1 protein-coding gene is annotated in these 1434 nt (G+C 39.6%); it reads left to right on the top strand.

Translation table 11 applies throughout. The annotated features are described in order from the left end of the window. The first annotated feature begins 282 nt into the window (after positions 1-282). Positions 283-1128, top strand: coding sequence for a RepB family plasmid replication initiator protein (locus AB4484_RS23690; RefSeq protein ID WP_372080630.1), 846 nt, complete (start codon positions 283-285; stop codon positions 1126-1128). The last annotated feature ends 306 nt before the right edge of the window (positions 1129-1434 follow it).

The following is a 1434-nucleotide window of genomic DNA, read 5'->3' as shown; positions in this document are numbered from 1 at the left end:
TTATTGAAATTCCTTACCTTAAATTATAGTTATCCACTTATCCACAGGACTAATTATCCTAAACTGAACCTAATATGAACCTAAATGATCCTAAATGATCCTTTGTAGCTCTGAAGCCTTTCCAGAACTGGCTTCTTCAAGGTTTGGGGTGTAGCGTAAACTGTAATTGGTGTAGCGTAAACTGTAATTGGTGTAGCGTAAACTGTAATTGGTGTAGCGTAGACTGTGTATGGTGTAGCATGTACTGCAAAGCATGTTAGTAACTAATTTTGGATATTATCTATGGAAAACAAACTCTTATCGGTGATTAGTGATGGACTAGTAATATCTGATACACATTCTATTCAGCCTAACATATTAATTCGTACAGCCCTTTTCACCCCAATTGCTAAGAACAGCAACAAGAGTGATGATCTTACCGTCGTAAAGCATAATGTAAGCGACGAATTTCGGGACATATCTTTATACAAACGTGAAGGGTATGAATATGCTTCGCTCAAAGGTGAAAGGCTTAATGTACGGACTGACTTTAAGGTTTGGTGTGGGGTTGTTTTTGCTTTCTCAAAGTATGGGTATGACTCCGACAGAATAACGATGAAGCTCTCTGAATTTACAAAGTTTTGTGGGTTTAGTACTCAGATGTTAAATACGAAGTTCCGCAAGCGAATAAAAGACTCTCTAGAGAGGATTCAAAGCCAAAAGATAAGTATGGCCACCAAAGATGGCTCTAAAGCAACTTCAACTTCATTGCTTAAGAAATTTGTTTATGACATCGACACAGACACGATCATATTGGAAGGTGATCCAGATTTATGGGAGCTTTACCGTATTGATAGACAAATATTAATTAGCATGCGAACGCTGTCATCGATACCAAGGGCGGAAACTGCTCAGTGCTTATACTTGTTTTTTGCCTGTCTTCCTGAAGATCCCTTTCCCGTATCTCTCAGTCGTATGAGGGATCGCCTTGCCCTAAACATGAGTACAAAAGAAGAAAATAGGGCGATTAAAAATGCAATAAAGCTCTTGGAATCAATTGGTTATTTGCATGGGCAAGCAACGACCTGGCATGGTGAGTGGGCCTATAAGATCACTAAACGCAACAAAGCTTTACCTGAGATTAAGTAGCCCCCTACTTGATGATATTGCAGTAATGGCTACACCAGGTAGCCATTACTGCAATATAGACTGTTGTGAGTGTATCCCAAACTGCAACTCACTTTCAGGCTTTTCTTCAAAGGACCCGTCCTCCAGACACGGCAAGATCATTATAAATGGGAACTTTTAAACAAACTGGCGATCAGATCAGCTATTAATTCTCTATTGTAACGTTTTAAGTATGACCGACTCTTTTCTCCAGCATTTTCAAGCCATTGAAGACCCACGTATTGACCGATGCAAGCGACATGAGCTTCTCGAAGGTAAGGAATTTCA

The organism is Vibrio sp. 10N.261.46.A3 (assembly GCF_041472995.1).
Lineage (GTDB): Bacteria > Pseudomonadota > Gammaproteobacteria > Enterobacterales > Vibrionaceae > Vibrio > Vibrio coralliirubri.
Note: the sequence above shows the minus strand (reverse complement) of the source record. Positions and strands in the feature narration are given on the sequence as shown.